Origin of the sequence: Streptomyces sp. NPDC059499 (genome assembly GCF_042749285.1) — a bacterium.
Lineage (GTDB): Bacteria > Actinomycetota > Actinomycetes > Streptomycetales > Streptomycetaceae > Streptomyces.
In genome coordinates this window covers 20,886-47,157 of the sequence record NZ_JBHYTT010000016.1, presented here as the reverse complement: position 1 = coordinate 47,157, position 26,272 = coordinate 20,886, and the positions used below count along the sequence as shown (strand labels likewise).

The window sequence follows — 26,272 nt, the reverse complement described above, 5'->3', positions numbered from 1 at the left end:
GAATTTGTGCCGTTTGTGGGGGGAGAGTGACGGCCCGTTGATATTACACGTAGAAATCCGCCCCGTCACCGAAGTAACGAGGCGGATTCCAGGGGTGGTTGAACTGTCCTGATTCAGGTGTTCAGTCAGTCATTCCCGTTGCCGGGCGTGGTCTTCTGGATCTGGAGCAGGAACTCCGCGTTGGACTGCGTCTTCTTCATGCGGTCCAGGAGAAGCTCGATCGCCTGCTGCTGGTCGAGTGCGTGCAGCACCCGGCGCAGCTTCCAGACAACCGCCAGCTCGTCGCTGCCGAGCAGGATCTCTTCCTTACGGGTGCTGGACGCGTCCACGTCCACCGCCGGGAAGATGCGCTTGTCCGAGAGCTTCCGGTCGAGCTTGAGCTCCATGTTGCCGGTGCCCTTGAACTCCTCGAAGATCACCTCGTCCATGCGCGAGCCGGTCTCGACGAGCGCGGTGGCCAGGATCGTCAGCGAACCGCCGTCCTCGATGTTCCGCGCGGCACCGAAGAAGCGCTTCGGCGGGTACAGCGCGGTCGAGTCGACACCACCGGACAGGATGCGGCCCGAGGCGGGCGCCGCCAGGTTGTACGCACGGCCCAGACGGGTGATCGAGTCCAGCAGGACGACCACGTCGTGACCCAGCTCCACGAGACGCTTCGCGCGCTCGATGGCCAGCTCGGCGACCGTGGTGTGGTCCTCGGCGGGACGGTCGAAGGTCGAGGAGATGACCTCGCCCTTCACCGACCGCTGCATGTCCGTGACCTCTTCCGGACGCTCGTCGACGAGGACGACCATCAGGTGGCACTCGGGACTGTTGACCGTGATCGCGTTGGCGATGGCCTGCAGGATCATGGTCTTACCGGTCTTCGGCGGGGCCACGATCAGGCCTCGCTGGCCCTTGCCGATCGGGGCGACCAGGTCGATGATCCGGGTGGTCAGGACGTTGGAGTCGGTCTCCAGACGGAGCCTGTCCTGCGGGTACAGCGGGGTCAGCTTCTGGAACTCGGGACGGCCGCGGCCGCTCTCGGGCGCCATGCCGTTCACCGAGTCGAGGCGGACGAGCGCGTTGAACTTCTCGCGGCGCTCGCCGTCCTTGGGCTGGCGCACCGCACCGGTGACGTGGTCACCCTTGCGCAGGCCGTTCTTGCGGACCTGGGCGAGCGAGACGTACACGTCGTTCGGTCCCGGCAGGTAGCCGGAGGTCCTGATGAACGCGTAGTTGTCGAGGATGTCCAGGATGCCCGCGACAGGGATCAGGACGTCGTCGTCGGCCACCTGGACGTCGGTCGCGAAGTCGTCGCGGCCACGACGGCCACGGCGGTCGCGGTAACGGCCCCGACGGCCACGCCGGCCGCCCTCGTCGTCGTAGGCGTCGTCCTGCTGACCGCCGCCGCCCTGCTGGCCCTGGCTCTGGCCCTGACCACCCTGGCCCTGGCTCTGGCTCTGGCCCTGACCCTGACGGCGCTGACCGCCGCCCTGCTGGCCCTGGTCGTCGCCCTTGCCGCGCCGGTCGCGCTGGCGGTCACGGCGGTCACCGCGCTCGCCACGCTCACCGCGCTGGCCGCGGTCCTGGCGGTCGCCGCGGCGGCCCTCGGCGGTGTCGGCGGCGGACTCGGCCTTCGCGTCACCCTTCGCCTCGCCGCGCTCGTCGCCGCGGTCCTGACGGCCCTCGGTCTTCGGCTCGGCCTGCGGCTCCGTCCTGGCCTCGGCCTTGACGTCGCCCTTGGTGTCGGGGCTGCCCGCCTGCGCGGTCGCCCGGCGACGACGACGCTCGCCCGTGGGCTGGTCGTCACTGGCCGGCTGACCGGGGATGTCGATCTGCTGCTGGGCCGCGGGCTTCTCGGCCGCGGCGGCGGACTCGTCACCCGTACGCGACTTGGACGTGGCACGCCGCTTGGGCTTGCTCTCGGCGTCCGTAGCAGCGGGGGCGGCAGCAGCCTTGGAGGAAGTCTTGGGTGCGGAGGAGCTCCCGGCCTGCGCCTCCTTGATGACCTCGATCAGCTGGCTCTTGCGCATCCGCGCAGTTCCCCTGATGCCGAGGCCGGACGCGACCTGCTGCAGCTCGGCCAGGACCATGCCCTCGAGGCCGGTGCCGGAGCGGCGGCGCCGTGCGGTGGTGCCAGTGGCAGCACCTTCGGCGGGCGCAGAGCTGTCGACGCTCTTGTCGGCAGTCACGCCCATCAGATCGGTGGTGTCGCTCACGAAGGGTCCTTCCCTGGAGCGGACGTCGGCCTTCTGGCTCGGCGACCGGTTGTGCTGTCCGACTACGGTCTGTTGATCTTTTCGATCGCGGACCTTGCCGGGGCGGTGGTCCGCCGGGTACGGCGGAGAGATGAATGTGCGGGGTTCCGGCTCGAGATCCCCCTGCTCGGCCCACTCCTGGACGAGCAAGAGGGTGTCGTGCCGGTTCCGGAGCGTGCTCGAAACTGCTCAGGCAGGCTGCTCAGGCAGTCGGGGAGGCTCCCGGAAGAGTGGTGGTCCCGAAGGGGGACACGAAGCAACGCGCCACAAAGACGTCGATTGCTGACTTGAGGTTAACACTACCGGCTCCAACAAACATTCCCCCTCTCATGCACCGGCAATCACGTGCGCTTACGCAGCGAGCGGCAACACGCTCGCGCCCGTGGTGTCGAGCGCGAGCCGGTTCGCGGCCCATCCCTCACCCGCCAGGCGGGTGACCTTGTCGGCCGAGCCTTCCTCCGTCAGAGCGAGCACGGTCGGCCCCGCTCCGGAGATGACAGCAGGGACGCCGTCGGCGCGCAGCCGGTTCACGAGTTCCACGCTCTGCGGCATCGCGGGCGCCCGGTACTCCTGGTGGATCCGGTCCTCGGTGGCGGCGAGCAGCAGCTCGGGGCGCCGGGTCAGGGCCTCCACGAGGAGGGCCGCACGACCGGCGTTGGCAGCGGCGTCCACGTGCGGAACCGTGCGCGGCAGCAGACCGCGTGCCGTCTCGGTGAGTACCGGCGTGGCCGGGACGAAAACCACCGGAACGACGGAATCCGCGGGATCCATCCTGATGGCCCTGGCCGCTCCGCCGTCCATCCACGCGAGCGTGAAACCGCCGAGGAGGCAGGCCGCGACGTTGTCGGGGTGCCCTTCGATCTCGGTGGCCAGCTCCAGCAGGGCCGCGTCGTCGAGTCGGGCGTCGCCGCCCGTCGTCACCGCACGCGCGGCGACGATGCCGGCGCAGATCGCGGCGGACGAGGAGCCCATGCCCCGGCCGTGCGGGATGCGGTTGGCGCAGACGATCTCGAGGCCGCGGGGCTGTCCGCCGAGCAGGTCGAAGGCCGTGCGCAGGGAGCGTACGAGCAGGTGGCTCTCGTCGCGGGGCAGCGTCTCGGCGCCCTCACCCGCGATATCGATGTGCAGCCCGGAGTCGGCGACCCGGACGACGACGTCGTCGTAGAGCCCCAGCGAGAGGCCCAGGGCGTCGAAACCGGGGCCGAGGTTGGCGCTGGTTGCGGGGACGCGCACCCGGACGGCGGCAGCTCGGAACGCGGGACCGGCCATCGGTTGGACGACTCTTCCTGTACGGCGGCGGGGATGTCGTGCGGGGTGATGCGGGGGGCGGGGCCCTCGGCGTGCGTGGGGTGCCGAAGTGCCGGAATGGGGTACCCGGCAGCCACTACGGCGACTGCACCGCGGCGCATGCGCGGGGCGGGTTGACTACAGCTTATCGAAGGAAGGTTCTGTGGCGACATAGGGCGCACAGGAGGCGCACGATGCGTGTCGCACGCCTCCTATGCGCTCTCCGCCCGAAAAGGGCGGCTGAGCTGCGAAGTGCCGGTTACACCAGACCCAGCTTCTGGGCGGCGGTGACCGCGTCCACAGGGACCGTGACCGGCTGCGGTGCGCCCGCGACGGCCCAGTCGGGGTCCTTGAGGCCGTTCCCCGTGACGGTGCAGACGATCTTCTGGCCGGGATCGACCTTGCCCTCTTCGGCGGCCTTGAGCAGACCGGCCACGGAGGCGGCGGACGCGGGCTCGACGAACACACCCTCCTGGGAGGCCAACAGGCGGTAGGCGGACAGAATCTGCCGGTCCGTCACCTCATCGATGAAACCACCCGATTCGTCCCGGGCGTCCAGGGCGAACTGCCAGGAGGCCGGGTTCCCGATGCGGATCGCGGTGGCGATGGTCGCCGGGTCCTTGACGATCTCGCCGCGCACGATGGGCGCGGAGCCGGACGCCTGGAAGCCCCACATGCGCGGGGTGTGCGTGGACAGCCCGTCCCCCGCGTACTCCTTGTAGCCCTTCCAGTAGGCCGTGATGTTGCCCGCGTTGCCGACCGGCAGGACATGGATGTCGGGGGCGTCGCCGAGCGCGTCGACGATCTCGAACGCGGCGGTCTTCTGGCCCTCGATCCGGACCGGGTTGACCGAATTGACCAGCGCCACCGGGTAGTTGTCCGAGAGGCTGCGGGCCAGGGTCAGGCAGTCGTCGAAGTTGCCGTCGACCTGGAGGATCTTCGCGCCGTGGACGAGGGCCTGCCCCATCTTGCCGAGCGCGATCTTGCCCTGCGGTACGAGCACGGCGCAGACCATGCCGGCCCGCACCGCGTACGCCGCGGCGGACGCGGAGGTGTTGCCGGTGGAGGCGCAGATGACGGCCTGCGCGCCCTCCTCCTTGGCCCGGGTGATCGCCATCGTCATGCCGCGGTCCTTGAACGACCCCGTGGGGTTGGCGCCCTCGACCTTGAGGTGCACCTCGCAGCCCGTGCGCTCGGAGAGGACCTGCGCCGGAACGAGCGGCGTGCCACCCTCACGGAGTGTGACGACCGGCGTCGTGCTCGTGACGGGAAGACGGTCCCGGTACTCCTCGATGATGCCGCGCCACTGGTGGGTGCCCTTGCTGGTCATGGGTCCTTACTCCCCTTCAACACGCATGATGCTGGCGACACCGCGCACGGTGTCCAGCTTGCGCAGCGCTTCGACGGTCCCGGAGAGGGCTGCGTCGGGCGCGCGGTGGGTGACGACGACGAGGGATGCCTCGCCGTCTCCGTCCTGTCGGCTCTGCTGGCGGACCGTATCGATGGATACGCCCTGTTCGGCGAAGACCGTTGCCACCTGGGCGAGTACGCCAGGCTTGTCGGCCACGTCGAGACTGATGTGGTACCGCGTGACGACCTCGCCCATGGGGCTGACCGGCAGACGCGTGTACGCGGACTCACCGGGGCCGGTGGTCCCGCCGATCTTGTTGCGGCAGACGGCGACCAGGTCGCCGAGGACCGCGGACGCGGTCGGGGCGCCACCGGCGCCGGGACCGTAGAACATCAGCTGCCCGGCCGCCTCGGCCTCGACGAAGACCGCGTTGTACGCCTCGCGGACGGAGGCCAGCGGGTGGCTGAGCGGGATCATCGCGGGGTGCACGCGGGCGGTGACGGACCTGCCGTCGGCGGCGCGCTCGCAGATGGCGAGGAGCTTGACGGTGCAGCCCATGCGTCGGGCGGAGGCGATGTCGGCGGCGGTGACCTCGGTGATGCCCTCGCGGTGCACCTCGCCGATCTTCACCCGGGTGTGGAAGGCGATCCCCGCGAGGATCGCGGCCTTGGCCGCGGCGTCGAAGCCCTCGACGTCCGCGGTCGGGTCGGCCTCGGCGTAGCCGAGCGCGGTGGCCTCGTCGAGCGCCTCGGAGTAGCCCGCTCCGCTCGTGTCCATCTTGTCGAGGATGAAGTTGGTCGTGCCGTTGACGATGCCGAGCACCCGGTTGACCTTGTCCCCGGCGAGCGACTCGCGCAGCGGACGTACGAGCGGAATGGCACCGGCCACGGCGGCCTCGTAGTAGAGGTCCCGGCCGTACTTCCCCGCGGTGGCGTGGAGGGCGGCGCCGTCCTCGGCGAGCAGTGCCTTGTTCGCGGAGACGACGCTCGCACCGTGCTCGAAGGCGGTGGTGATGAGCGACCTGGCGGGCTCGATGCCCCCGATGACCTCGACGACGACGTCGATGTCACCCCGTTTGACCAGGGCGGTCGCATCGGTGGTGATGAGCGCGGGGTCGATGCCCTCCCGCACCTTGGAGGGACGGCGGACGGCGACACCCGCGAGCTCGACCGGCGCACCGATGCGCGCGGCAAGGTCGTCGGCGTGCGTCGTCATGATGCGAGCCACCTCTGAGCCGACCACTCCACAGCCCAGCAGCGCCACCTTCAGCGGACGCGTACGCATCATCCGACCTCGTTTCTCATACTTCAGATGTGTGGAACAGTCTCACTCACCGGACGGGAGTTTCTGTCACCCGTCCGGATCCTGAGACCCTTATTTCATCAGCCGACATCGAGACGCAGAAGATCTTCCTCCGTCTCGCGCCGGACGATCACCCGCGCCTCGCCGTCGCGCACGGCGACGACCGGGGGGCGCAGGGCGTGGTTGTAGTTGCTCGCCATGGAGCGGCAGTACGCCCCGGTGGCCGGCACGGCGATCAGGTCGCCGGGGGCCAGGTCCGAGGGCAGGAAGGCGTCCTTGACCACGATGTCGCCGCTCTCGCAGTGCTTGCCGACGACGCGCACGAGCATGGGCTCGGCGTCCGAGCTGCGCGAGACGAGGGAGACGCTGTACTCGGCGTCGTACAGCGCGGTGCGGATGTTGTCCGACATGCCGCCGTCGACACTGACGTAGGTGCGCAGCCCCTCGAGGGGCTTGATGGTGCCGACCTCGTACAGCGTGAACGCGGTGGGTCCGACGATGGCGCGCCCCGGCTCGACGGAGATGCGCGGGGTCCGCAGCTTCGCCGACTCGCACTCGCGGGTCACGATGTCGCTGAGCGCCTTGGCGATCTCGTGCGGCTCGCGGGGGTCGTCCTCGGAGGTGTACGCGATGCCGAGGCCGCCGCCGAGGTCGATCTCGGGGAGCTCGATGCCGTGCTCGTCGCGGATCTCGGCGAGCAGCTGCACCACGCGCCGGGCGGAGACCTCGAATCCGGCCATGTCGAAGATCTGCGAGCCGATGTGCGAGTGGATGCCGATGAGCTCGAGCCCGTCGAGGGTGAGCGCCCTGCGCACCGCCTCGGCGGCCTGTCCGTCGGCCAGCGCGATACCGAACTTCTGGTCCTCGTGCGCGGTCGCGATGAACTCGTGGGTGTGGGCCTCGACGCCGACCGTCACGCGGATCTGCACGCGCTGGCGCTTCCCCAGCTGCTGGGCGACGTGCGAGACGCGGACGATCTCCTGGAAGGAGTCGAGCACGATCCGCCCGACACCGGCTTCGACGGCACGCTCGATCTCGGCGACGCTCTTGTTGTTGCCGTGGAAGGCGATGCGCTCGGCGGGCATCCCTGCGTCCAGCGCGGTGACGAGCTCGCCGCCGGAGCACACGTCGAGGTTCAGTCCCTCTTCCTGGAGCCAGCGCACGACGGCACGCGACAGGAAGGCCTTCCCGGCGTAGAACACATCGGCGTCCGGCCCGAAGGCCTCGGCCCAGGCGCGGCAGCGCGCCCGGAAGTCACTTTCGTCGAGGAAGTACGCAGGGGTGCCGAACTCCTCGGCCAGCCGCGCGACTTCGATGCCGCCGACGGTGAGCGCACCGTCCGTGTCGCGGGTGACGGTGCGGGCCCAGACCTTCTCGTCCAGCACGTTCAGGTCCTTCGCGGGGGCGCTGTAGTGCCCCTCGGTGAGGACATCGGCGTGACGGGGCCCGGCGGGGTGTGCGGATCGGCTCATCGTTCTGTTCTCTCAGGTCTCAGAGGTGTTCGGGCGCGCTGATGCCGAGCAGGAACAGGCCGCCTGCCAGCACCCTCCCGGCGGCTTCGGCAAGAGCCAGCCGGGAGCGGTGGGCGGCCGAGGGTTTCTCGTCGCCGACGGGGAGCGGCGGGTTCGTGTCGTGGAGGTCGAAGAAGGCGCGCGCCACCGTCTCCAGGTGCCGGGCGACCCGGTCGGGAGCGTGGTGGCGGGCGGCGGAGGCGAGTGCGCCGGGGTGGTCGGCGAGCGCGGCGTGCAGTGCGGGCGCGTCCACGTCCTCGTCGTACGCGCCGGCGAAGCCGAGCTGCTCCGCGCTCCTTGTGAGGGCGCGGGCGCGCGCGTGGGCGTAGCGGACCAGGAAGAGCGGATTGGCCTCGCCCTGTACGAGGAGCTCGGCGCCCAGCGGGGCGTGGTCATGGGCCGCGGGCCGCAGCAGACCCCACAGCGCGGCGTCCCGCCCGAGGCGCTCCAGCAGCTCGGCGGCGGTGGCACGGGCGGGTACGGGACGGATCTCGAGGCTCTCCTCCGGCCCGTGGCGGGGGCCGACCACGATGCCCAGCCGTTCCCAGCCGGGGTCGGTCGCTCCGGTGCAGCCGATGAGCACCTGGCCGCCCTGCGTCCTCAGGAGGCGCCCGACTGCCTGGGCGTGGACCGCGGCCCGGACCTCGGAAGGGTGGTGGAGCCGGTGGAGCCGCCCGGCGTCGGTGGTGCACCGTCCGTACCGGAGGCCCTGCTCCCGTACGTCGCGTACGAGCGCGGCGCGGGCGGCCGTGTCGGCGGACGCGTCGAGCGTGAAGTTCAGAAAACCGGGGCCGGTGATGTCCACCCGTCCGATGCCGGGGGCCACCGCCACCCGGTCGCGCAGGATGCTCGCGACCTCCCGGGCCGGGAGCGCGGCGGGACCGGCCAGCTCGAGGGCGACGGCGCAGGCGTAGTCGCCGCTGCCGCCGGGCCGTGTCCGCTCCACCCGCACGCGCGCGGGGACGGGCGCGTGCAGGACGTCCTCGTCGACCGCGCGGCGCACAGCGCGCAGCACGGTTCGGGAGAGCTCTGCGGGGGTCACGGGACAAGCGTATGGGAGGGAGGGGGGCACTTCGCGACCCCGTTTCGCCATCCGGTCACCCGCGCGGCCCGGGATGCGGGCGGGCAGTGGTCGGTCATGCCGTCATCCGGCCGTACTCCCGGCCCTCCCGGCGCCGTGTCTGCCGTCGACCGACGGCGAGTCCTTCCTGCGCATCAGGCTGTGGACGATCCGCACCAGGTCGCTCGGCTCGAACGGCTTCGCCAGGAAGGCGTCGATCCCGGCGGCCACCCCCGAGTCCACCTCGTACGGCGTGCAGGCACTGACAACGGCGACGGGCAGGTGGCGGGTCCGCGGATCGGCGCGCAGCCGGACGGCGGTCTGGATTCCGTCGAGCCGGGGCATCACCACATCGAGCGTGATCACATCCGGGCAGACCCGGTGGACCAGATCCAGACACTCGACACCATCGGCCGCGGTCACGACCTCGAAGCCCTCCAGCTCGAGATTGACCCTGATCAGCTGCCGGATGACCTTGTTGTCGTCCACAACAAGCACGCGGCCGTACGCCCCTGACACCCTTCGAGAGTAGGTCCGCCGGAGGGGCTGCGTCCGGGTTTTGCCCACTTCCGCCCCGGAGTGATGGCCCGGCGACCCACGGCCCGAATTCGGCGCACGGTCCTCGGGAGGCGACGCCCGGTCTCCGCGTCGCTCCCCCCGAGCCGGCGTCGCGGCCGTCGGAGAACCGGTGCGCCGACGCGGAAATACCTGTTCCCGGACACCCCACCGAAGCTGGTAGGGTTTCACTCGTCGCCGCCAAGTGCAGCGATGTCGCCCCCGTAGCTCAGGGGATAGAGCATCGGCCTCCGGAGCCGGGTGCGCAGGTTCGAATCCTGCCGGGGGCACTTCCGTCGGAGCGAAGCGATCAACTCGCTGCGCAGGCGAAGTGCCAGACTTCAAGAGCCGGACCCAGTCTCACTGGGTCCGGTTCTTTGTCGTTTACCCCATTGATCGCGAGTGAGCGGTGAGTGGCGTACTAGGCTGCTCGGTGATCACGGCAGCTCGCCGGATCGCCGCCCCGGCACGGGGCTTTGCCGCCTCCCTCGAAGGACTCACATGCGTCTGCGCAAGACCAAGGCCGCAGCTGTCATGCTCGCCTCACTGGGTCTCACCCTCGCGATGTCCAGCCCCGCGAGCGCCTGGACCTACGGCGCCTACGAGGGCGGCGGGTACGGCGAGTGGCAGCAGGATCCGTCCGGCGACCTCCTGGGCGACTCCTTCCAGGCTTGCGACATCAAATCCGACGGCTACGCCATCTACGTCCGTATCGACATAGGCCGGGACGGCGACTTCGACTCCTCGGCCACCACCAAGGGGAACTACGCGCCCTACTGCACCCCGTGGAAGTACCTCGACCTGCCCGAAGGGACCCCCATCCGGATGTACATCTACAAGTCCGACTCCTCGGGCCACCACAACCCCGTGTGGCGGGACGGCGTCGCGTAAGCGGCACGGTGCGTGCCGATGACCGGCCTCCCCTCCCCCGTACCCGACGTCTGCGTCCGCGTGCTGATGAGCATCGGCGCCTGCGGGCCGTACGCGCACGTCGTGGCGCACTTCGAACCGCCCGGCCCGGGCGGCGAGTTCGAGCTGGTCAGCGTGGCCCCGGAGAGGCAGCTGCCGGCGGAGTACCTGCCTGCCCTGCGGGCGGGGCTGCTTGAAGGGCTGGACGGGGTGGCGGCGGCGGTCCTGATCACGGAAGGCTCGTTCAGCGAGGTCGACTCGTCCGAGTACGGCTACCGGATCGCGGGCCGGCAGGCAGGCCGGGCGGCGCTGGTCGCCACGGGCCTCCTGCCTCCCGAGGAGGCCGGGTCCCTGCGCTGGGCACGCCGGCCGGGCCGACCGGTCTGACCCTGCCCGGGCCGGAGCCGACACATGGCGGACGTCACGTGCGAACGGTCACTCCCCCGCCCCGGGCCACGCGGCGATCGCGCGAGGGTACGCTGCCCGGAGGCACCCGGCGGGGTGCGGCGACGGTTCGCGAACTACCGGCGCCCACAAGCCTGTTGACCCGCCGGACGTGCCCGCGGTCAGCATCGGCGCACCTTCATCTCTCGCTGGAGAAACCATGTTGCGGGTGTACTTCACATCCGAGGACCTGGCGCGGGTTCGGGTGGCCCCAGGACCTGACTTCCTCTGGGAGATCAGCAACAGCGTCCAGACCCTGCAGCGCCGCGACGGCGAGAGCGTGTTCGGCGCGTGGCGCCACTGGGCGCGGCCGAGGCTCTCCGGCAGCCGCACACTGCTGGCCGGCCTGCTGCCGCCCCGCGGCTACTCCCCTGACTTCCTCACCCCCACGTCGGGCGACCGCACCACCTTGCAGGCGTCCCTCGACACCCTGATGAGCACTCCGCACCCACGGCTGCGCACCGATCTGGCGCATCTGGCGTCCTCGCCGCACGTGCCCGGCTGGGTCAGCTCCCTGGCCTCGGGCGACAGCGATGCCCTCCGCCGTCTCGGCGACGCCCTCCACACCTATCAGCTGGAGGCGCTCGCACCGTACTGGCCGCGTGTCCGCGCACACATCGAGGCCGACCGTGCGGTCCGGCTGGACAGCCTCCTCGACCGGGGCACCGAGGGTCTGCTGGCCGGACTGGGTCCGCACATCCGCTGGCGGGCGCCCGTACTGGAGGTCACGTACCCGGTGGATCAGCAGCTTCATCTGGGCGGCCGGGGCCTCGTGCTGCAGCCGTCGTTCTTCTGCTGGCCCACGCCGACCACCCTGGCGGACGGTGAATTGCCGCCCGTTCTCGTGTACCCCATCCACCACGCCGCCGACTGGGCCGAGCCCGCTCCCGATGCCCGCCCCTCTCAAGGCTCCGGCCCTCTGGGGCCGCTGCTGGGGCACACCCGTGCCGGCATTCTGCGCGCGGCCCGCACCGGCTGTTCCACCGGCGAGGCCGCCCGCCTCCTGCAGGTGACCCACCCCGCCGTCAGCCAGCACGTGAACGTGCTGCGCGCGGCCGGTCTGATCACCACGGTCCGCAGGGCCGGCCGGTCCTTCCACGTCGCGACCGCGGAGGGCCGCGCCCTGCTCGCCACCGAAGAGCGGGGCGGGCCGAGGCCCTGAGGCTGTGCGCCGGGGGCGCCCAAGTCCCCCGGTAAGCCTGAACTTTCGACGCTTGCGCCCGCAGCGGTCAGGAATCACGCTGGTCCCCGCTCTCGCACACGAACCGGGAATTCCCCCACATCGCCACTTCCCGCAAGGGCCCGTCCCCCCAGGAGCCTTCATGCGTAAGAGACTTGTGTCCGCAGCGATCGCAGCCGTCGCCGTCGGAGCTCTCCTGCAGCCCGGCATGGCGCACGCGTCGCCCGCACCGTCCGTCCCTCAGGTGTCCGTACTCGCCCACGGTTCGAAGGCCGGTACGGCCGTCGTCAGCGGGTTCAACGAGCCGGGCAGCCGGCTGAAGGTCGACTCCGGGCGCACCCGGAGCGCGCACTGGCTCCAGATCGACTACCAGGTCCAGGAGACCGGCTACTGGTGCGGTCCGGCCGCCACCCGCATCGCGCTCTCCGCCCGGACCGCCCCGCCCAGCCAGGGCGATCTCGCCTGGCAGCTCGGCACCACCGAGGCGGGCACCGACCACATCGGCCAGGTGACGCGCGTCCTCAACGCGAACCTGGGCGGGGGCTGGTACGAGACCAAGGAGATGCCGAACGATCCGCCCACCCAGGGACAGCGGGACCTGCTCTGGTACGACATCGTGTTCGACATCGACCGCAACTATCCGCTGGTGGCCAACATCGTCGCCCCGCCGGGCAACCAGCCGCCCGGGTACCCGTCTGACCAGACGATCTACCACTACTTCACGGTCTTCGGCTACGACGAGGTGGACCGCACCGTCCTCATCGCCGACCCCGCTTCCTTCAGCGGCAACCAGATCTACTGGATCTCCTTCGACCAGCTCGCCACGCTGATCCCGCCGAAGGGGTACTCCGCGTGACTCGGCCTGTCCCACTTCCCCCCAGGAGATCATGTTGAGTACGCACCGCCCCACCCGCAGAAGCGTCATCAAGGCCGTCGCCGGACTCACCACGGCGACAGCCCTCGGCGCAGGGAGCGTCCTGGCGTCCGCATCGGCGGCCGCTGCTGCGGGCGACGGCTTCGGGTTACGCATCGTGGACCGCAACGAGAGCGACCCCCGTATGTGGTACTACCGCTTCGCGACAGACGCGATCGGCTGGGATCCGGGCGTCAACGTCCTGCTCCCCGACGGCTACCACACCGGCGGACGCTCCTATCCGGTCCTCTACCTCTTCCACGGCGGAGGCACCGACCAGGACTTCATCACGTTCGACCGCATGGGCATCCGCGCCTGGACCGCCGGAAAGCCGGTCATCGTCGTGATGCCCGACGGTGGCCACGCGGGCTGGTACTCCAACCCGGTCAGCTCCAACACCGGCCCCCGCAACTGGGAGACGTTCCACATCGCCCAGCTGCTCCCGTGGATCGACGCCAACTTCCGGACGTACGCCGAGTACAACGGCCGAGCCGTCTCGGGCTTCTCGATGGGAGGCTTCGGGGCGCTGAAGTACGCGGCCAAGTACTACGGCCATTTCGCCTCGGTGAGCGCCCACTCCGGACCGGCCAGCCTGCGCCGCGACTTCGGCCTGGTCACCCACTGGGCCAACGCCTCCTCCGCAGCCGTGGAACTGGGTGGGGGCACCGTCTACGGGGCTCCGCTCTGGGACGAGGCGAGGGTCACCGCCGACAATCCCGTGCAGCGCATCGAGAGCTACCGGAACAAGCGGGTCCTCCTGGTCGCCGGCACCAGTCCCGACCCGGTCAACTGGTTCGACACGGTCAACGAGACGCAAGTGCTCGCGGGCCAGCGGGAGTTCCGGGCCGGCCTCGCCGCAGCCGGCATCCCGCACGAGTGGCACGAGGTACCCGGCGGGCACTTCGTGCGCCCCGACCTGTTCCGAAGAGACCTGGACGGGATCATCGCCCGGCTGGGCAGAGCGTAGAGCCACAACCCACCGGACGTGGCGGAGCCCGGGAGTCGTATCCAGCTCCCGGGCCCCTGGGGATGCCACCCAATTGCGCTTGCCAGCGCCGTTTAAGAGTGCGGATCAGTCGTCAGACCGTCGCGTTCTTCCATTGAACTACCGCGCCATGAAGAGGTGCAGGCCGGATACGAACCAGCATTCAACGGTGTTCGTCCGTACCCGGTCGATCTGGCAGTCGGCAGCGAGACCGGCTCAAAGGCGTCCGCACAGCCCACGGTGATAACGCAGATACTCCTGCTCGATATCGTGGTCGGCGTGCAGCTTCAGCTGGTACTCGACAGCGCCCGTAGAGTTTCGCCTGACTGCCCAGTTCTCGTCGATGTAGATGGCGAGCCTGTCGAACTCGACATGATGATTGGGGCAGAGGCACAGTAGGTTGGCCAGTTCGTCGGGTCCCTCGTGAGGCCTTCCCACACCCCTGATATGCGCCGCTTCGCTGTAGTGGCTGTATCTGGTCTCAACTCGGGATCCGCAGACCTGACACTCGTGCCCGTACATCACCTTTATCTGCTCGACGAGCCTCTGATCACGGTCAGGCTGCGACGAGGTGACCGGTCGGCGTGGCGCCCTGCCTCCGCTACGGCCACTGTCCGGCTGTTCGCCACTCGCTCTCGTATATCCGGCGAGCCCCACACGTTCAAGGAGCTCGTCCCGATCCACGTCGCCGAGATATCTCGAGCACAGCAGGCCGATGGCCTCGGCACGGGCCAGGGAACGGCGGAGGACCTTCGCCGCATCCGTGGTGAGACCAGCTCTGGCACGCGAAGCGGCCAACTGTGACGGAGTAGGTGTAGACGGTTGATCAATCCCTTCGACACTCCACAGCCCGCTGCTGCGCAGATGCCAGAAGGGGTACTCAGGAGTGACCTTGGAGCCCGACAGCCCAAAGTCCTGTAGCAGAGGTGCGACCTCACTCCTGAATGTCTCCCACCCCACCATGCGCTCCTGCTGGGCGGCTAGGCGCCCGATAGCCCACAAAAGTGTGATCGGCTTGTGCCGTGAAGGGCGGCGCTCCTTGATGTGAGTCTTCAAGCTGGACAGGGAACGGAACAGCCCCTCCCTATTCAGGGTCGGCCCTCGTTCTGGGCGGGTGCTGTCCCGCTCCGGCCGCGAGGACTCCGCGAGATCGGCCATGCCCAAAAGCCGGCGCCTCTCTTCCGCATGTACAAGAGTGAGCGAGCGCAGCGGTACGGGGATTCGAAGGCCTCGAAGAATGGGTTCTGCGGGCACCTCGAACTCGGCTACATCACCGAGCGCCATGATGTGTTCCCAGGTCTTGTGGTCCTCATCCACGCCCCAGACAGCCTTGGCGAGTGGACGGTTACGGAGGAGGCCGAGAATCCTGGCCTTGGCGACGAACTTCTTGCCGGCGTAGAACAGCACTTCGTCGCCCACCCGGCGCTCCTCCAAGGCTGTGACTTTCGCCGACCTCTCCCGGACGGGGGGTGTGGATCCCCAGAGTCGTGCCACGCCTGCAGGGAAGAGCTGCTTGAGTGCGTCCCTGTCCGAGCCCAGGACATGCTCGTACTCGGAGAGCCGAACACCTTCACGTACCGAGTGCCTGAAATGTTGCGGCCCCCGCACCCGAGCCGTGCCTCTCGGCTGGAGCACCCACTGCGCCCCTACATCCCCGGAGAAGCGGGCGCTGCTTCCACCCAGGCCCCGAAAATCTGCGTCCCCCATGCCAGGAAGCGTGACAACACTTTCCATCTTCATACTGTCAGGCTAACTAGCCGCACTAACAACGGACTTGCCTTCAGGACGATTCGAAGTCGCGACCTCAGAACTGGACATACCGACACTGCGCACACGTCAGGTGCTGGCGGGGCCACCGCCACGGGCTTCCAGGCATCGTGCATTCTCCGTAAGAAAGCCACCTTCTCGGCGACCTAGGGAGACCGCTCGGCGCTTACGGTGCCAGGCGGGCCGTCGAGGAAGTCCCCCAAAAGGCTATCTCTCAACCGGTCGAGCATCGCGTTCTCCACATGAGCGGCTACAGCTCGCTTGTGGAGCCTGCCGACGAGTTGCCCGAACCGCTCACGCACGGAGGACGGGGGCCATCGGACAGCCGTGGCCTCTACCGCGTTCCGGCTCAGTTCACGCCCGCCCGGGCCTTGGGCCGCGGCAGTCAGCTCGCCACTTCGGGAGCGGACTTCGTGCAGCAACCAGTAGCGGTCGGCCGATTCCTCAGGCTGCATGACGAGGACGCCCCGCCCGGGTGCCACGGGCACCTCGTTCACAATGGCATGCACACCGTCCTCCCTGGTCGCCAACAGAAGAGACTGCGCAGCGCACACCGCGTCTTGTTTGGGAGAGACGAACCACGCACCTGTCCGGGAAACGTACGGCAGCCCCTTGCGCAGTACGTCCGCAGGCGCAACGTACGGGACGCCGTTCCCAGGGAGCAGCCCTGCCCTTCGGGGGGCGTCCTCCCCGCGAGAGCGCGACGCATGCCCCGCACGCAGTAGGGCCAATTCTCCGAAAGATCGTTCAGGCCAGACACTCCTGCCCTGTGCCTCGACGTCGAACAATGCGTCGCTCAACGACATAGCGCACTCCGCGATGCGTGTGTTGACTGCCGACTTCTTCTCCACGGTCTCCACTGCAGAACGTCGTAGTCCTGGGCTGCGATCTCCCTGGCGCTCAGTGATCTGCACCAGCCGGGTTCATCCTCGAAGGCTGCCGGATCATCCCCACACCGTCGTCCGTGTGAGAGCCGGGACGGGTGATGCCGTAGCCTGTCGTCGCTCCGCCGGAACCGCGCCATATCGTCGCGCAGCAGATCCTTGCACTCTGTCTGCAGGAGCACCGGGTGGGGGACCGGCTGTGGCAGGACTGGTGGGGCGGACTGGGGCCATTCGGCCCGGCGTCCGAGCCTCTTGTGCGTCATCTACTGGAAGCCGGGTTCCTGAACCGCGAAGCCGGCCTGATGTTCATCGGCCCCGAGGCGGAACAGCGTTTCGGCTACCGGCACTTCATGGACCTGACCGCCGTGTTCACCGCCGCTCCGGAGTTCACCGTCCTGGCCGGCCGCACGGAGATCGGTACGACGGATCCTGCCCTGCTCACCGAAAGGGTCATGGGCCCGCGACGCCTCTTGCTCGCCGGGCGTAGTTGGCAGGTGACCTACATCGACTGGTCGCGCCGCCGATGTTTCGTAGAGCCGGTCGACGGTGGTGGAAAGGCACGCTGGGGCGGCGTCGGCCTCTCCCGTACGGCCTCCTACGCACTGACCCGGGCTGCACGAGAGGTCGTGCTCGGCTCGACTCCTGGTGTTTTGCTTACACGTCGTGCCGCCGGTGCGCTCGATCAGCTGCGTGAGAAGGGAGGCGAACTGGTCGACCCCGACGGCGCCGTGCTCCTTCGCGGCGGCCGCGACACGAACGTGCGCTGGTGGACCTGGGCCGGCTACAAGGCCAATGCAACGCTGGCAGTCACTCTCGCTTCGGTGGCCGACCCTTTGCAGCGACCCACGGACATGTATGTGCGGCTCCGCGAAGATCTCACCGTGCAGGAGTGGAAGCAGGCAAGGACCGACGCCGAAGAGCACCTGTGCTTGCCGTCGGTGGACCCTCGTGCCTTGAACGGACTGAAGTTCAGTGCGGCTCTTCCTCCGCATCTGGCCGAGGCGACGCTCGCAGCGCGCATGGCGGACATGGACGGGGCGACCGCAGCCCTGCGTGAACACGTGAGGTTCACCAGCCTGACCGCCTGAGCACGGCCACAGATGGCCGCTGTCGGATCCTCCGACGGATGCGCGAAAGGCGCCAGTCCGCAAGGATGACCACACTCACCGGCTCCGTGACCTACGCGGTCGCCCGAGGCCATCGGCGGGACGGTGTACGCCGGGCAACCGGAATACATCGAGTACATGCACGGGCCCGCACCTGTTAGGGCCGGGAACACCACACCCATCAGGTTCCGGACGTGGCGGAGCCCGGGAGTCGTATCCAGCTCCCGGGCCCCTGGGGATGCCACCCAATTGCGCTTGCCAGCGCCGTTTAAGAGTGCGGATCAGTCGTCAGACCGTCGCGTTCTTCCATTGAACTACCGCGCCATGAAGAGGTGCAGGCCGGATTCGAACCAGCATTCAACGGTGTTCGTCCGTACTCGGTCGATCTGGCAGTCGGTGGCAATACTGAAGCTTGAGCGAGAGTCTGAGTGTGATCGCGGTTGCCTCTGCCATGTTGGGCCACCCCGGCCAGTGGTGCCGGGGGAAGGACTCGAACCTTCACCTGTGCCGCGTCTTCAGGCTGAACGTCAGTTTCAGTCTGCGCTCGTCACACGGACCGGACCTCAACCGGCCGTGTGATGGTGCGCACCCCCACGACAGTGCGCGGGGGCGTTTGTGGATGCTACCTGCGTCCGGTGCTAGCCGAACAGGTAGCCGAACACCGCGTCGCCGACCCGCTGGTCGGTGACCTCGGCGCCGTTGGCCTCCTCGCGGGCGAACTTCACCGCGTGCTGCAGCTTCTCGACCCGCTCCAGCAGCTCGTTCACCCGCTTCGCCGGAAGCGATCCGGAGAACTTCACGGTCGTCCAGTACCCGATCGGCACGTCCTCGTAGTACACGTCGACCTGCGCCGGGTGCTTCTCGGTCGCCTCGGCCTTGACGTGGTTGCGCGGGACCTTCTTCGTCCGGATCGTGCGGACCGGGTCGGTCTTCCACCAGTCCGTCGACGGGTCGAGCGACCAGGACTCGGAGGCGTCGAGTACGGGGAGCTTCTTCACGAAGGTGTGCAGGTCGGTGAGCTGCTTCTCCAGGAAGAGCAGGTAGCTGACCGGCACTTCGCGGACGACCGTCCGTCCGTCGACGGTGACGTCCGCGCGGGCGGAGCAGTTGGCCCAGTCCTTGGTGGCGGTCACGTCGAACAGCCGGGTCAGCGACGCGGACATCTCACGCAGCACGTCCTCGGTCTTGACCTGTACGCGCGTGGACTCGGGCGGCAGCTGCTCGCCCTCCTCGTCCTTCGGCTGGTACGTACGCGAGATGCCGGCCAGCTGTACGGGCTTCTGCACCTTGTGGTGTGCCGCGGTGATGTCCTGGAGCGACTTGCTCTTGACACCCTTTTCCACGGCGATGATCTGGTTGAGCTTCGCCACTTCGCCCCCCTTCGGACCAGAGGAACGTACCTCACCGGGTGTCGATCGTCCGCACGGTTATTCGCGCCACCGGACGGATCGGTGCGGCCCTGCCGTAGCGCACGAGATGGTGGTGCGGCAGCTGACTACCCGAGAGCGGTTCGCTCCGGCTCACGCGTCGGCAGGCTGAGCTCAGACCTTCTCGACAAGGACACGGGAATGCCCGGCGGTGAGCATTGCGATGTCCTCCACATCGGATGTCAGGATTGTCACCCGCCCAGGCAGCCCCAACGCGGTCGCACACAGCATGGCGTCGATGGCGTACTTGTGGCCGTGCAGGCCAGCGGCCCGCAACAGGGCTGCGGCGGATTGAGCCAGAGCCTGCGTGACCGGCTCCACGCGCAGCCTGGAGAGCGTCCACTTCAGCGCGGAGTCATTGACCCTGGGATGAATGACCTCGACCAGAACAGCGGCCGACGTGACGGCCGGGAGGTCGGCCTCGCGCGCCGCTGCCAGCCATTCATGAACCTCCCGGTCACGCTGCACCGCCTTGGCCAAGCCCTCGCTGTCCAGGATCAAGGCTCCGCTCATGCGGCGGCCTCGGAACCGGACTGCTGACCGGTGAGCCTGGCCCGCTTGGCAGCCACAGCCGCAGGGTCGGCCGGCCCGTTCACCTCGTCGAAGTCCGCAATCAACTCATCCAGGCTGTCACGCTCGATCTGGCGCTGCGCCGCTCTCTCCAGATAGGCAGAAACACCTCGCTTGCCGACGCGCTCACGAATCGCCTGCAGAGTTCCTGCGGCCAGCGTGACGGAGATGCCGCTACTGGGCCCGTCGCCGGGCAAGAAATCGGGATCACTCATGAACCCCATTATGGCATTTAAAATGCGATAGGGGTCGGGGTCGCGCGGCAACGCGGAACGATCAGTATTTCGTTTGGGCCTTGCAGGGCACCTCCGCGTCCAGGTCGCCGAGGTAGCGGTCGTAGTCGGCCTGCGGCAGAGGGTCGGCGACCAGTCCGCACAGGGTCGTCCGCCACTCCGCGACCCCCAGCGAGCGCCGGACGAGCGATCCGTCCCAGCCTCGCGTGAGAAGGCCACCGCCGGGGGCCTCGACGACGTCGACGGGCGCATCGGGCCCGGCTGCCCCCTGCCCCGCCAGGCTCCAGCTGCCCAGTGCGTCTCCAGTGGCGGTGTCCCAGAGATCGAGGCCGCTTTCTTCACCAAGGCCGTAGGGCTGGACGAGGAGGCGGGCGTCGCGGCTGAAGACATCGGGGACGAACTCCGGGTCGACAACGCCTTCGGTGCGGCCCACCGGCCCTCAGGCCGCGCCGCGGGCCAGCCGGAAGCCGAGGTCGTCGATGGTGAACGTGGGGTGGCTGCGGCGGCGTACCGTGGCGCCGCAGCCGCGCTCCGACTCGGCCCAGCCGCCTCCGCGGAAGATGCGGTACGCGCCGTAGATCTCCTCGTCGTAGAGGTCCCAGCACCACTCCCAGACGTTGCCCAGCATGTCGTGCAGCCCCCATGCGTTGGGCGTCCGGCCGCCGACGTCGTGGGCGCGGCCCTCGGAGTTGGCCTCGTACCAGGCGATCTCGTCGATCCCGCCGTACCGGTATCCGGTGGTCCCCGCCTTGCAGGCGTACTGCCACTCGGCCTCGGTCGGCAGGCGGTAACCGTCGGATGTCCGGTCCCAGGTCACTTCCCCGCTCCGTACGTCATGGGAGTAGGCCTGGCCGAGACCGGCCCGCGCCGAGATCAGGTTGCACACGTCGACGGCGTCGAGCCAGCTGATGTTCGTGACGGGCGCGGAACTGCTCGCGGAGGGGGCGGGGTCCGTTCCGGTGACGGCGCCGTGCTGTCCGACGGTGACCGGGTACCGGCCGAGCAGGAAGGGCGCGATCTCCGCCTGCCAGCGGGTGCCCCGGCGGTCGTCCCGGAGGTCGACGGTGCCGCCGGGGATCTCGGCCATCGCGACAGTCATCGGGTCGTCGGTGAGCGGGTGCACTCCGTGGCCTCTCTGTTCGCGGAGGCCGACTGGCCGCCGAGGCCCACGATACGGAGAAGCGGGTCAGCCCACGACGGTCCAGGTGTCCTTGCCGGCGAGGAGCATGTCCAGTTCCCCCTTGCCGTGTTGTTCGACGGCGGTGTCGAGCTGGTCGGACATGAGGGTGTCGTAGACGGGTCGTTCGACGCTGCGCAGGACGCCGATGGGGGTGTGGTGGAGGGTGTCGGCGTCGGCGAGGCGGGAGAGGGCGAAGGCGGTGGTGGGGCTGGGGTTGTGGGCGTCGTGGACGAGGATGCGGGACTGGTTGTCCTCGGTGACGGCGACGACTTCGAGGTCGCCGGTGATCGGGTCGCGTACGACGCCCTTGTGGCCGTCGGCGCCGAAGCGGATGGGCCGGCCGTGTTCGAGGCGGATGACGGCTTCGTCGGCCCGGTCCTTGTCCTTGAGGGCGTCGAAGGCGCCGTCGTTGAAGATGTTGCAGTTCTGGTAGATCTCCACAAGTGCGGTGCCCGGGTGGTCGGCCGCGGCGCGCAGCACGCTGGTGAGGTGTTTGCGGTCGGAGTCGACGGTGCGGGCGACGAAGGACGCCTCGGCGCCCAGGGCGAGGGAGACGGGGTTGAAGGGGGCGTCGAGTGAGCCCATCGGCGTGGACTTGGTGATCTTGCCGACTTCGGAGGTGGGGCTGTACTGGCCCTTGGTCAGTCCGTAGATCCTGTTGTTGAACAGGAGGATCTTGAGGTTGACGTTGCGGCGCAGGGCGTGGATGAGGTGGTTCCCGCCGATGGACAGGGCGTCTCCGTCGCCGGTGACGACCCAGACCGACAGGTCACGGCGTGAGGTGGCCAGTCCGGTCGCGATGGAGGGGGCGCGGCCGTGGATGGAGTGCATCCCGTAGGTGTTCATGTAGTACGGGAAGCGTGATGAGCAGCCGATGCCGGAGACGAAGGTGATGTTCTCCTTCGCCAGCCCGAGTTCGGGCATGAACCCCTGCACCGCCGCGAGAACCGCGTAGTCACCGCAGCCCGGGCACCAGCGCACCTCCTGGTCGGACTTGAAATCACGGGCGCTCAGGGAAGCTTCGCTCTTCGGGACGAGCGACAGGACCTCACTGGACATCGATGGTCTCCTTGAGGGCTGTGGCGAGCTGCTCGGCCTTGAAGGGCATTCCGTTGACCTGGGTGAAACTGCGGGCGTCGATCAGGTACTTGGCCCGGATGAGCATGGCGAGCTGGCCGAGGTTCATCTCCGGGACGACGACCTTGTCGTAGCCCTTCAGCACCTCGCCGAGGTTCTTCGGGAACGGGTTGAGGTGACGCAGATGGGCCTGCGCGATCGGCTCACCGGCCGCCCGCAGCCGGCGCACCGCAGCGGTGATCGGCCCGTACGTGGAACCCCACCCGAGGACCAGGGTGGTGGCCCCCGCCGGGTCATCGACCTCGAGGTCCGGGACGGTGATGCCGTCGATCTTGGCCTGGCGGGTGCGGACCATGAAGTCGTGGTTGGCCGGGTCGTAGGAGATGTTCCCGGTGCCGTCCTGCTTCTCGATCCCGCCGATCCGGTGCTCCAGCCCCGGTGTCCCGGGAACCGCCCACGGACGGGCCAGCGTCTGCGGATCCCGCTTGTAGGGCCAGAACACCTCCGTACCGTCGGCGAGTTCATGGTTCGGGCCGGTCGCGAACTGTGTCCGCAGGTCCGGGAGGCTGTCGGTCTCCGGGATCCGCCACGGCTCCGAACCGTTGGCCAGATACCCGTCCGACAGCAGGAACACCGGAGTCCGGTACGTCAACGCGATCCTCACCGCGTCCAGCGTCGCGTCGAAGCAGTCCGCCGGTGTCCTGGGAGCCACGATCGGCACCGGCGCCTCACCGTTGCGCCCGTACATCGCCTGCAGCAGATCCGCCTGCTCCGTCTTCGTCGGCAGCCCCGTCGAGGGGCCGCCCCGCTGGATGTCGATGATCAGCAACGGCAGCTCCAAAGACACCGCCAGGCCGATCGTCTCCGACTTCAGCGCCACCCCCGGACCCGACGTCGTCGTCACCCCGAGGGAACCACCGAACGCCGCACCCAGCGCCGCCCCGATCCCCGCGATCTCGTCCTCCGCCTGGAACGTGCGCACACCGAAGTTCTTGTGACGCGACAGCTCATGCAGGATGTCCGAAGCGGGAGTGATCGGATACGAACCCAGATACACCGGAAGATCCGCCAGCCGGCCCGCCGCGATCAACCCGTACGACAACGCGAGATTCCCAGAAATATTGCGGTACGTACCCGTCGGGAACGCCTGCGTCGCAGGAGCCACCTCATACGAGACAGCGAAGTCCTCCGTCGTCTCACCGAAATTCCAGCCCGCCCGGAACGCCGCCACATTCGCCTCGGCAATGACCGGCTTCTTCGCGAACTTCGACCGGAGAAACTTCTCCGTACCCTCCGTCGGACGGTTGTACATCCACGACAACAACCCGAGCGCAAACATATTCTTCGACCGCTCGGCCTCTTTACGGGAAAGCCCGAACTCCTTCAAAGCCTCGATCGTCAACGTCGTCAACGGCACCGGATGCACGTGGTAACCGTCGAGAGAGCCGTCCTCCAACGGGGAGGTGTCGTAACCGACCTTCGCCATGGGGCGCTTGGTGAATTCATCGGTGTTCACGATGATCTCGGCGCCCCGCGGCACGTCCTCCATATTGGCCTTGAGTGCGGCGGGGTTCATCGCGACCAGGACGTTCGGCGCGTCGCCGGGAGTCAGGATGTCGTGGTCCGCGAAGTGCAGCTGGAACGACGACACACCCGGCAGCGTGCCGGCAGGCGCCCGGATCTCGGCCGGGAAGTTCGGCAGCGTCGACAGGTCGTTCCCGAACGACGCCGTCTCCGACGTGAACCGGTCACCCGTCAACTGCATGCCATCACCCGAGTCACCCGCGAAACGGATGATCACCCGGTCCAGACGGCGAATCTCGTTCACTCCCGCTCCCCGATCGGTGCCATGAGCTGCTTTTGCAGAGCGATTTCGGTACGGGTCAGCGGTATATCCGGGCAGAGCCTTTCCGGATGGCCCTCGGGCGGTTCCTGCAGGCGCGTCGCCACCATCGGTACCGGCGGTCCCATCGTGGGGAGGCCCAGCCAGATCCAGCCCGCCGCGGTCAGCGAGCTGTAGATCTCGCGCAGGGCTCTCTTCACGTACTTCATGCGAGCTGTACCTCCGCCTCTGCCTGGATACGGGGTGCCGCGGTGCCCGCGGACTGCTCGTCCTCGCTCCAGGTCCACAGCCTGGCCACCGCGTTCAGGTCCAGGTCGTGGCCCTCGGTCCAGATGCGGGCCGCCGCCGTGAGCACCGACTGGCGGTCGGCCTCGGGCGTACCGGCGCGGGCCGGGAGGAGCGGGGTCACCGCGCCGGCGCCCAGGCGGAGCGAGCGGTGCCTGCGGGCGAAGGCGGTGAGTGTCTGGCGGGGGCCCGCCTCGACGAGCAGGACGTCGTCGGCGGCCAGGAGTTCGTCCAGGGCGTTGCGGAAGTAGACCGTGTCGGTGATCTGGCGGGCCCAGAAGCGGGGGCTGCGCGCCTCGTCGGGGCTCATCAGGGCCCCGGTGTAGCCGGAGTAGAGGGGCAGCTTCGGCTCCCGCAGTGGGACGTCTCGGTAGGCGATCTCCACCGCGTCGGAGGCGGGAGCCATCGCCGGGGAGTGGAAGGGGCTGGTGGCGGGCACCGTGACAACGGTGTGGCCGTCCGCCTTGAGACGGGCGGCGACCTCGGTGAGAGGTCCCTTCGAACCCGCGAGCATCACCTGCTGGTTGGCGTTGACGGCTGCGATGCCGACGTCCTCGGTCAGGTACGGGAGCAGCTGCTCCTCGCTCGCGGCGACCGCGAGCATGCCGCCCGCCGGTATCTTCACGGCTTCCCGGACCCGGGCCTGCACCATCCGGGCCGCGTCGCTCAGGGATACGACCCCGGCGAAGGTCGCGGCGACGAGCTCCCCCGCGCTGTGGCCGAGGAAGGCCGTCGGGCGGACGCCCCAGCTGAGTACGAGGCGGCCGAGCGCGTAGTCGATCGCGAACAGGAGGGGCTGGGCCCGGCGTACGTCGTCGATGCCGATGGAGGCACGTGCGGGGTCGAGCCAGTCGGCGCGGATGCGGGGGCCCTCCTCACCCATGTGGGAGAGGGCCGCGTCGACCGCCGCCGTGAAGACGGGTTCGCGACGGTAGAGGCCCGCTGCCATCCCGGCGTGCTGGGATCCCTGGCCCGGGAAGAGCAGGGCGATGGGCCGGGGCCGAGCGGCGTCGGTGGTGCGGGCCTTGTGCACGGCACGGGAGGCGAGGGCCGAGACGGTGACGGCCGCTCCGCGAACCGGGCCGGGGGCGGTGCCGCAGGGCACCGTGGTCGGCAGGGCGGGGAAGATCTCGCGGTGCACTCCGCTGAGCATCGGCAGGAGTTCGCCGCGTACCCGCTCCTCGTCGGCGGCGTTTTGGCCCGACCAGAGGATGAGGCGGTGCCGGTCGGGGTCGGTGCCTCGCGGGTTCTGGTGCATCGGGCGCAGCGCCGGGGCGGTGTCCTCGTCGGCGGGGGCGGTGACATCGAGTACGCCGAGAACCGAGTCGCCCTCCGCCACCGCTTCGGCGGCGCGTTTGACCGCGTACACGGTGATGGTCTGGGGGTCGGGTTCACCGAAGCCGGCGACGAGGGCCAGGTCGGCGGTTCCCTCGTGGAGTTCCCGGTGGGCCTGGCGCAGCGCGCGGCCGGGGGTGGATGCGGTGCGGACGGTGAAGCCCTCGTGTTCGGGCCTGATGCCGGGTTCGAAGGCGGCCGCGCCGAGGAGGACGACGGTACGGGCGGGCAGGTCCTCGGGAGGACGGCCGAAGGCGCGCAGCACCGCCGATACGCCGGCGGCCGAGGCCACGGCTCGTGCGTGCTGCTGGGGCGCGGAGCCTGGGCTGACGATCAGCCGGCGGACCACCGCACTCCGGTTCGTGAGCGACATGGTTCCCTCCTCGTGGGCCGCGGCTCCGGCCCCATTCGGTGCGTAAGGGGGCAGTACGGGGGCAATGAAGGGGTGATTCAGATGGTTCGGCGCAGTGACGGCCGCCCCGCCCCGGGGGGACGGAAGGCGGGGCGGCCGTATGGGGCCGGCTCAGGCGGCGGACGCCTGGCCGGAGTTGATGAGGGCGAGGAGGGCACCCGGGGTCTCGGCGTCGACGACGGCGTCGTCGGGGATCTCGATGCCGTACTCGCGCTGGATCTGTCCGATGACCTGGAGCAGGGCGAGGGAGTCGTAGCCGAGCTCCATGAACGGGGTGTCGATGACGTCACCGTCGAGGTCGATGCCCTCCTCCTCGCCTGCGCTCTCGCGCAGCATGCGGGTCAGGTCGGCCAGGGTCACTGTGGCGGTCGTGGTGCTCATGGTCGGTGCCGTCCTCTCGGTTGGGCGTATGGGTT

24 protein-coding genes, 1 tRNA gene and 1 pseudogene are annotated in these 26,272 nt (G+C 69.0%); 7 read left to right on the top strand and 19 right to left on the bottom strand.

What is annotated here, in order from left to right:
* Window positions 1-125: 125 nt before the first annotated feature.
* From rho to ACFW9O_RS29310, 7 genes are all read right to left on the bottom strand, one after another.
* Complete coding sequence (gene rho / locus ACFW9O_RS29340) at window positions 126-2,201, bottom strand: transcription termination factor Rho (protein ID WP_384613478.1); 2,076 nt, start codon at window positions 2,199-2,201, stop codon at window positions 126-128.
* Between the two features lie 390 nt (window positions 2,202-2,591).
* Window positions 2,592-3,509 carry a homoserine kinase gene (gene thrB / locus ACFW9O_RS29335; protein ID WP_384613476.1) on the bottom strand — a complete coding sequence of 306 codons (918 nt, stop codon included), beginning with the start codon at window positions 3,507-3,509 and terminating at the stop codon, window positions 2,592-2,594.
* 277 nt (window positions 3,510-3,786) lie between these two features.
* Entirely contained in the window at window positions 3,787-4,857 is a 1,071-nt protein-coding gene (thrC, locus tag ACFW9O_RS29330; RefSeq protein ID WP_329207338.1) for a threonine synthase, read from the bottom strand.
* Window positions 4,858-4,863: 6 nt separating this feature from the next.
* The gene (locus tag ACFW9O_RS29325) at window positions 4,864-6,165 is read right to left on the bottom strand and encodes a homoserine dehydrogenase (protein ID WP_351165922.1); all 1,302 of its coding nucleotides are present in this window, start codon (window positions 6,163-6,165) and stop codon (window positions 4,864-4,866) included.
* 95 nt (window positions 6,166-6,260) lie between these two features.
* Window positions 6,261-7,652, bottom strand: coding sequence for a diaminopimelate decarboxylase (lysA, locus tag ACFW9O_RS29320; RefSeq protein WP_384613474.1), 1,392 nt, complete (start codon window positions 7,650-7,652; stop codon window positions 6,261-6,263).
* Between the two features lie 19 nt (window positions 7,653-7,671).
* Entirely contained in the window at window positions 7,672-8,733 is a 1,062-nt protein-coding gene (gene nrtL, locus ACFW9O_RS29315; RefSeq protein ID WP_384613473.1) for an ArgS-related anticodon-binding protein NrtL, read from the bottom strand.
* Window positions 8,734-8,835: 102 nt separating this feature from the next.
* Complete coding sequence (locus tag ACFW9O_RS29310; protein WP_351165928.1) at window positions 8,836-9,318, bottom strand: response regulator; 483 nt, start codon at window positions 9,316-9,318, stop codon at window positions 8,836-8,838.
* Window positions 9,319-9,524: 206 nt separating this feature from the next.
* Here ACFW9O_RS29310 and ACFW9O_RS29305 point away from each other — a divergent pair.
* The 6 genes from ACFW9O_RS29305 to ACFW9O_RS29280 all read left to right on the top strand — a co-directional run bounded on the left by ACFW9O_RS29305 (window position 9,525) and on the right by ACFW9O_RS29280 (window position 13,719).
* Window positions 9,525-9,596, top strand: a tRNA-Arg gene (locus ACFW9O_RS29305).
* Window positions 9,597-9,807: 211 nt separating this feature from the next.
* On the top strand, window positions 9,808-10,197 hold the full coding sequence (locus ACFW9O_RS29300) for a hypothetical protein (RefSeq protein ID WP_384613471.1): 390 nt from the start codon (window positions 9,808-9,810) through the stop codon (window positions 10,195-10,197).
* 18 nt (window positions 10,198-10,215) lie between these two features.
* The gene (locus tag ACFW9O_RS29295) at window positions 10,216-10,602 is read left to right on the top strand and encodes a hypothetical protein (protein ID WP_384613469.1); all 387 of its coding nucleotides are present in this window, start codon (window positions 10,216-10,218) and stop codon (window positions 10,600-10,602) included.
* Window positions 10,603-10,819: 217 nt separating this feature from the next.
* Complete coding sequence (locus ACFW9O_RS29290) at window positions 10,820-11,821, top strand: winged helix-turn-helix domain-containing protein (protein ID WP_329207350.1); 1,002 nt, start codon at window positions 10,820-10,822, stop codon at window positions 11,819-11,821.
* A 160-nt stretch (window positions 11,822-11,981) separates the two neighbouring features.
* On the top strand, window positions 11,982-12,695 hold the full coding sequence (locus tag ACFW9O_RS29285) for a C39 family peptidase (protein WP_351165971.1): 714 nt from the start codon (window positions 11,982-11,984) through the stop codon (window positions 12,693-12,695).
* A 31-nt stretch (window positions 12,696-12,726) separates the two neighbouring features.
* A complete protein-coding gene (locus ACFW9O_RS29280; RefSeq protein ID WP_384613466.1) occupies window positions 12,727-13,719 on the top strand; it encodes an alpha/beta hydrolase in 993 nt (330 codons plus the stop codon).
* 234 nt (window positions 13,720-13,953) lie between these two features.
* On the opposite strand, the gene ACFW9O_RS29275 is transcribed toward ACFW9O_RS29280, so the two are convergent.
* The gene (locus tag ACFW9O_RS29275; protein WP_384613464.1) at window positions 13,954-15,477 is read right to left on the bottom strand and encodes an HNH endonuclease; all 1,524 of its coding nucleotides are present in this window, start codon (window positions 15,475-15,477) and stop codon (window positions 13,954-13,956) included.
* A 1,021-nt stretch (window positions 15,478-16,498) separates the two neighbouring features.
* On the opposite strand from ACFW9O_RS29275, the pseudogene ACFW9O_RS29270 reads away from it, so the two are divergent.
* Window positions 16,499-17,476: pseudogene (locus ACFW9O_RS29270) on the top strand (ATP-dependent helicase); the annotation flags it as partial.
* Window positions 17,477-18,132: 656 nt separating this feature from the next.
* Here ACFW9O_RS29270 and ACFW9O_RS29265 read toward each other — a convergent pair.
* The 11 genes from ACFW9O_RS29265 to ACFW9O_RS29215 form a co-directional block, all read right to left on the bottom strand.
* Window positions 18,133-18,864, bottom strand: coding sequence for a hypothetical protein (locus ACFW9O_RS29265; RefSeq protein ID WP_384613462.1), 732 nt, complete (start codon window positions 18,862-18,864; stop codon window positions 18,133-18,135).
* A gap of 31 nt (window positions 18,865-18,895) precedes the next feature.
* Window positions 18,896-19,018: a hypothetical protein gene (locus tag ACFW9O_RS29260; protein ID WP_384613460.1), complete on the bottom strand. Its 123-nt coding sequence runs from the start codon at window positions 19,016-19,018 to the stop codon at window positions 18,896-18,898.
* Window positions 19,019-19,035: 17 nt separating this feature from the next.
* Window positions 19,036-19,434, bottom strand: coding sequence for a PIN domain-containing protein (locus ACFW9O_RS29255; RefSeq protein WP_384613457.1), 399 nt, complete (start codon window positions 19,432-19,434; stop codon window positions 19,036-19,038).
* Window positions 19,431-19,706, bottom strand: coding sequence for a hypothetical protein (locus ACFW9O_RS29250; RefSeq protein WP_384613455.1), 276 nt, complete (start codon window positions 19,704-19,706; stop codon window positions 19,431-19,433). Before ACFW9O_RS29250 ends, ACFW9O_RS29255 begins: the two co-directional genes overlap by 4 nt.
* 61 nt (window positions 19,707-19,767) lie before the next feature.
* On the bottom strand, window positions 19,768-20,157 hold the full coding sequence (locus ACFW9O_RS29245; protein ID WP_384613453.1) for a hypothetical protein: 390 nt from the start codon (window positions 20,155-20,157) through the stop codon (window positions 19,768-19,770).
* Between the two features lie 6 nt (window positions 20,158-20,163).
* Window positions 20,164-20,823 (bottom strand): formylglycine-generating enzyme family protein, encoded by a 660-nt coding sequence (locus ACFW9O_RS29240; protein ID WP_384613451.1) that lies wholly within the window; start codon window positions 20,821-20,823, stop codon window positions 20,164-20,166.
* An 87-nt stretch (window positions 20,824-20,910) separates the two neighbouring features.
* Window positions 20,911-21,963 (bottom strand): 2-oxoacid:ferredoxin oxidoreductase subunit beta, encoded by a 1,053-nt coding sequence (locus ACFW9O_RS29235; RefSeq protein ID WP_384613449.1) that lies wholly within the window; start codon window positions 21,961-21,963, stop codon window positions 20,911-20,913.
* Window positions 21,953-23,809 carry a 2-oxoacid:acceptor oxidoreductase subunit alpha gene (locus tag ACFW9O_RS29230; RefSeq protein WP_384613447.1) on the bottom strand — a complete coding sequence of 619 codons (1,857 nt, stop codon included), beginning with the start codon at window positions 23,807-23,809 and terminating at the stop codon, window positions 21,953-21,955. The genes ACFW9O_RS29235 and ACFW9O_RS29230 overlap by 11 nt, the downstream gene beginning before the upstream one ends.
* A complete protein-coding gene (locus tag ACFW9O_RS29225; RefSeq protein WP_351178508.1) occupies window positions 23,806-24,033 on the bottom strand; it encodes a DUF6059 family protein in 228 nt (75 codons plus the stop codon). Before ACFW9O_RS29225 ends, ACFW9O_RS29230 begins: the two co-directional genes overlap by 4 nt.
* On the bottom strand, window positions 24,030-25,817 hold the full coding sequence (locus tag ACFW9O_RS29220; protein ID WP_384613446.1) for an acyltransferase domain-containing protein: 1,788 nt from the start codon (window positions 25,815-25,817) through the stop codon (window positions 24,030-24,032). Before ACFW9O_RS29220 ends, ACFW9O_RS29225 begins: the two co-directional genes overlap by 4 nt.
* Before the next feature lie 150 nt (window positions 25,818-25,967).
* Window positions 25,968-26,237: an acyl carrier protein gene (locus tag ACFW9O_RS29215; RefSeq protein ID WP_351178514.1), complete on the bottom strand. Its 270-nt coding sequence runs from the start codon at window positions 26,235-26,237 to the stop codon at window positions 25,968-25,970.
* Between the last annotated feature and the right edge of the window lie 35 nt (window positions 26,238-26,272).